The following is a 4,910-nucleotide window of genomic DNA, read 5'->3' as shown; positions in this document are numbered from 1 at the left end:
GCCGCGGGACCGCCCGGGCCGCCGTCCGCGCCGCTGAGCGCGCGGACCAGGGCCGAGCCGACGATGACGCCGTCGGCGAAGGCCGCGATGTCGCCGGCCTGCTCGGGCGTGGAGACGCCCAGGCCGACGCAGACCCGGTCGGCGCCGGCGGTCCGGGTGCGGGCGACGAGGTCGGCCGCGCCGCCGCCGACCGTGGCCCGCTCCCCCGTCACGCCCATCGTCGAGGCGGCGTAGACGAAGCCGCTGCTCGCCCGTGCGGTCATGGCGATGCGCTCGTCGCTGCTGGACGGCGCCACGAGGAACACCCGCTCCAGGTCGTGGTCCTCGCTGGCCTGCAGCCACTCCGACGCCTCGTCGGGGATGAGGTCGGGCGTGATGAGGCCGCTGACGCCCGCCGCGGCGAGCCGGGCGGCGAACTCGTCGACGCCGGTGCGGGCGACGGGGTTCCAGTACGTCATGACCAGCAGCGCGCAGCCCGGGGCGGCCTCGTGCACGGCCGCGGCCGCGGTGAAGGTGTCGGCGAGCCGGGTGCCCTGGCGCAGCGCCTGGTCGGCGGCGGCCGCGATGAGGGGGCCGTCCATCACCGGGTCGGAGTAGGGGACGCCGATCTCCAGCACGTCGCAGCCGCTGGTGGCCAGCGCGACCATCGCCTCGATCGACGTCGGCAGGTCGGGGTAGCCGACCGGCAGGTAGCCGACGAGCGCGGCGCGGCCGTCCTCGACGGCGGCGTCGACGGCCGCGGAGGCCCGGACGACACCGGTGGTCGTGCCGGTCACAGGGCGAACCACTCCGCCGCGGTGGCCACGTCCTTGTCGCCGCGCCCGGAGAAGTTGACGAGCACGATGCCGTCCGGCCCGAGCCGCTTGCCCTCGCGCAGCACGCCGGCGAGTCCGTGGGCGGTCTCGATGGCGGGGATGATGCCCTCGGTCCGGCACATCAGCCGGAAGGCCTCCATGGCGTCGGTGTCCGTGACGGGCTCGTAGCGGGCCCGGCCGGTCGCGTGCAGCCAGGCGTGCTCGGGCCCGACGCCGGGGTAGTCCAGGCCGGCGGAGATGGAGTGGCTGTCGACGGTCTGGCCGTCGGAGTCCTGGAGCAGGTAGCTGCGGGCGCCGTGCAGCACGCCGGGCGCGCCGCCGGTGATGGAGCTGGCGTGGCGGCCGGTCTCGACGCCGTCGCCGCCGGCCTCGAGGCCCAGCAGCTCGACCTGGGGGTCGTCGAGGAAGGCGTGGAAGATCCCGATGGCGTTGCTGCCGCCGCCGACGCACGCGGCCACCACGTCGGGCAGCCGGCCGTGCTCGGCGAGCACCTGGGCGCGGGCCTCGACGCCGATCACGCGGTGCAGGTCGCGGACCAGGGTGGGGAACGGGTGCGGGCCGGCGACCGTGCCCAGCAGGTAGTGGGTGTCGTCGACGTTGGTCACCCAGTCGCGCATCGCCTCGTTGATGGCGTCCTTGAGGGTGCGCGAGCCCGAGGTCACGGGGACGACGGTCGCGCCGAGCAGCTCCATGCGGGCGACGTTGAGCGACTGGCGCTCGGTGTCCTTCTCCCCCATGTAGACGACGCAGTCCAGGCCCATGAGGGCCGCGGCGGTGGCGGTGGCGACGCCGTGCTGGCCGGCGCCGGTCTCGGCGATGACCCGGGACTTGCCCATCCGCCGGGTGAGAAGGGCCTGCCCGAGCACGTTGTTGATCTTGTGGCTGCCGGTGTGGTTGAGGTCCTCGCGCTTGAGCAGGACCGTCGCGCCGCCCGCGTGCTCGCCGAAGCGCTTCGCGTGGGTGATGGGGCTCGGCCGGCCGGTGTAGCTGCGCTGGAGCTCGTCTAGCTCGGCCACGAAGACCGGGTCGACGCGGGCCGACGCCCAGGCCGCGTCGAGCTCGTCGAGGGCGGCGACGAGCGCCTCGGGGACGAACCGGCCGCCGAACTCGCCGAAGTAGGGACCGACGTGGTCCTGGAGCCGGACGGTGGTCGCCGCCTCGAGACGCTGCGCCTCCGTGGGGGCGGAGGCGGTGGGAGCGGTGGCGGTCTCGGGGCGGGGGTCGGTCGTCGTCACGGGCGGGCCACTCTCAGGCTGGGGTGCGAGCCGGCGGCGACGAGGTCGGCGACGGCACGGCGGGGGTCGGGCTGGCGGACGAGGGTCTCGCCGACGAGGACCGCGTCGGCCCCGGCGCGGGCGTAGTCCATGACGTCCTTGGGGCCGCGGACGCCGGACTCGGCGATGCGGACGATCCCGTCGGGGATCAGCGGGGACAGCCGGGCGAAGTTGGCGCGGTCGACCTCGAGGGTGCGCAGGTCGCGGGCGTTGACACCGATGACCCGGGCACCGGCGTCGACGGCGCGGGCGATCTCCTCGCCGTCGTGGACCTCGACCAGGGGCGTCATGCCGAGCGAGGTCACGCGCTCGACGAGCGAGACAAGGGCCGGCTGGGTGAGGGCCACCACCATGAGCAGGACCATGTCCGCGCCCGCGGCGCGCGCCTCCCACACCTGGTAGGGCGTGACGACGAAGTCCTTGCGGAGCACGGGGACGTCCACGGCGGCCGAGACGAGCTTGAGGTCGTCGATCGAGCCGCCGAACCGACGGCCCTCGGTGAGGACGCTGATGACGCTCGCGCCGCCGGCGGCGTAGTCCCCGGCGAGGGCGGCGGGGTCGGCGATCGGGGCGATGTCGCCCTTGCTCGGGCTGGCCCGCTTGACCTCGGCGATCACCTTGACGCCCTGGTGCACGGTCAGGGCGGCGAGCCCGTTCCGCGCGGAGGGCATGCGCAGCGCACGCTCCTTCACGATCTCCAGGGGCACGTCGGCCTCCCGGATGGCGACGTCTTCCCTGACGCCGTCGAGGATGCTGTGCAGCACGCTCACGTCCGCCTCCCTCACCCTGTGCGGTCCGGGCGATCGTACGCGGGCGGGGACGTGGTCGAGGACCACCCGCCCCCCGGTCGGGAACCCGGCGCGCGGACGGGTCGTTGAGGTGCCCTCGCGGACGGGTCGTCGAGTGCCCTCAGCCGGGCGCGAGGACGGACATGCCCGGCAGGTTGCGCAGCACCGCGTAGACGGCGCAGACCACGAGGAAGCCCCACACCACCCAGGCGGGGGCGGGCGTGCCGCGGCTGCGACCGGTGACGGTCCGCCGCACCCAGGCCAGCCAGTACAGGACGAGGACGGGGAGCAGCACCAGGGCGAGGGGGTTCATCGCCGCTGCGGCGACCAGGTCCCCGTCGCCGAGGTGGTGGAGCATCCGCAGGGTGCCGCACCCGGGGCAGAACAGGCCGGTGACGGTGAGGACCGGGCACGTCGGCAGGTGGCCGGGCTCGGTCGGGTCGACCACCTGGAGGAACAGCAGCGACCCCGCGGCGGCGCCCGCGACGAGCGCCGGGCCGAGCAGGGTGGTGCCCAGCAGCGTCCGTGCGTGCTGCACCCGTCCCGGCCGCGACGGTGCGGCCGGGGACGGGTGCAGCAGGGAGCTCACTGGTCGAGGGTCCCCGTGGTCGCGGGGTCCGACAGCGCGGCGAGGCCGCCGAGCGCGAACAGGAAGACCAGGTACAGCACCGTGACGATGATCCCGGCGACGGCGGCGATGATCGCCCACCGGCGGGCCTTGCGCGAGGACTCCTGGGCACCGGCGTAGTCGCCCGAGGCCCACTTGCCGTTGACCTGCGCGGCGAACACGATGCTGACGATGCCGAAGGGCAGGCAGCAGAGGACCGTGGTGAGGATCGCCCACACCAGGTTGGACGGCGGCGGCTGGCTCCCGGAGGGCCCGACCGGTGCGGACTCGTACGGCGACGACATGGTGTTCTCCCCTGAGGTGGACGGACTGTCCCGGGGAACCTAGCCGTGCCGGTGCCCGGGCCGCAGGACGCGCGCCCGGTGCGGCGTCAGCGGACGGCGCGCTTCTCGCCCGTGTACTCCTTGGTGCCGGAGTCCGTGCCGAAGCCGGCGCGGGTGAGCACCGGGGCCGACAGGGCCGCGACGACGATGACGACGACGCCCACGACGATGAGCCACATCACCTGGAAGATCATGGCGACGCACACGACGAGGGCGCCGAAGGTGACGCCGAGGGTGGAGACCCAGGCGGCGGTCGACGTGCCGTGGCCGCCGTGGGCGACCTGGCCGTCGTGGTCGGCCTGCGTGTCGGGCTGGGGGCCGGGCGCGGGGGTGCGGCCGTCTGCGGGCACGGGCCCTCCTCTGGTGTCTGGAGCCGGACGGGGCGTGGGGTGGTGCTGAGGTGATGGTGCTGTGGTGCGTCCCGCCATCCTGCCAGGCCCGGGTGCCCCGGTCAGGTCTGGGTGGGCGGGTGCCCGGGCGACGGTCGGGGCGACCGCGTGCGGCAGGTGGACCAGGTGGGCGCTCAGGTGGGGTCGTGGCCGTCGTCGAGCGCCCGCCACAGGTCGGCGGGCTCCGGGTCCGGGGCGGCGACCGTGCCGGCGAGGAGGTCCGGCGCGGCACCGGTCGCGGCGCCCTGCGGCGGGACCGGTGCCCCGTCGGACGCACCGGCAGCCGCCGTCCCGGCCGTCCCGGTCCCGGCGGTACCGGTCCCGGCGGCACTGGTCCCGGCGGTCCCGGTCCGAGCCGTGGCGGTGCCGGTCGTCGTGGCCGTCGTGGTTCCGGTCGTCGTGGCCGTCGTGGTGCCCGCTCCGTCGGTCCCGACCGGGTCGGCGTGGCGTCCCCGCACCGTGGCCACCGCACCGGCGAGCGCCCCGGCGGCGGCCACGAGGCACGCGACGGCCGTGAGCGCGGGCGTCGCCGTCACCTCCTCCTGGGCGGTGGCGGCACCGGGCAGGAGCACGGACGCGGCGGCGACCGCGGCACCGGCGGCGGCGAGCGCCCCCACGCCCAGCGCTCCCGCGCGCCACCAGCCGCGCCGCAGGGGCGCGACCACGACGACGGGCGCCGCCCCCGGCCGCAGC

General features: G+C 75.7%; 6 protein-coding genes and 1 pseudogene. All 7 read right to left on the bottom strand.

What is annotated here, in order from left to right:
• Nucleotides 1-776 (bottom strand): tryptophan synthase subunit alpha (trpA, locus tag WCS02_RS17365; RefSeq protein ID WP_340295502.1); only part of this gene is annotated, 776 nt, incomplete at its 3' end.
• Nucleotides 773-2,050, bottom strand: coding sequence for a tryptophan synthase subunit beta (gene trpB, locus WCS02_RS17360; RefSeq protein WP_340295501.1), 1,278 nt, complete (start codon nucleotides 2,048-2,050; stop codon nucleotides 773-775). The genes trpA and trpB, both read right to left, overlap by 4 nt.
• Nucleotides 2,047-2,859, bottom strand: coding sequence for an indole-3-glycerol phosphate synthase TrpC (gene trpC, locus WCS02_RS17355; RefSeq protein WP_340295500.1), 813 nt, complete (start codon nucleotides 2,857-2,859; stop codon nucleotides 2,047-2,049). Before trpC ends, trpB begins: the two co-directional genes overlap by 4 nt.
• A gap of 139 nt (nucleotides 2,860-2,998) precedes the next feature.
• The gene (locus tag WCS02_RS17350) at nucleotides 2,999-3,466 is read right to left on the bottom strand and encodes a DUF2752 domain-containing protein (RefSeq protein ID WP_340295499.1); all 468 of its coding nucleotides are present in this window, start codon (nucleotides 3,464-3,466) and stop codon (nucleotides 2,999-3,001) included.
• Nucleotides 3,463-3,789 carry a CD225/dispanin family protein gene (locus WCS02_RS17345; protein WP_340295498.1) on the bottom strand — a complete coding sequence of 109 codons (327 nt, stop codon included), beginning with the start codon at nucleotides 3,787-3,789 and terminating at the stop codon, nucleotides 3,463-3,465. Before WCS02_RS17345 ends, WCS02_RS17350 begins: the two co-directional genes overlap by 4 nt.
• A gap of 86 nt (nucleotides 3,790-3,875) precedes the next feature.
• Nucleotides 3,876-4,178, bottom strand: a complete 303-nt coding sequence (locus tag WCS02_RS17340) for a hypothetical protein (protein ID WP_340295497.1) — start codon at nucleotides 4,176-4,178, stop codon at nucleotides 3,876-3,878.
• Between the two features lie 173 nt (nucleotides 4,179-4,351).
• Nucleotides 4,352-4,910, bottom strand: a pseudogene (locus WCS02_RS17335) (hypothetical protein); the annotation flags it as partial.

Source organism: Aquipuribacter hungaricus (assembly GCF_037860755.1).
Lineage (GTDB): Bacteria > Actinomycetota > Actinomycetes > Actinomycetales > JBBAYJ01 > Aquipuribacter > Aquipuribacter hungaricus.
This window is presented reverse-complemented; position numbering and strand designations above follow the sequence as displayed.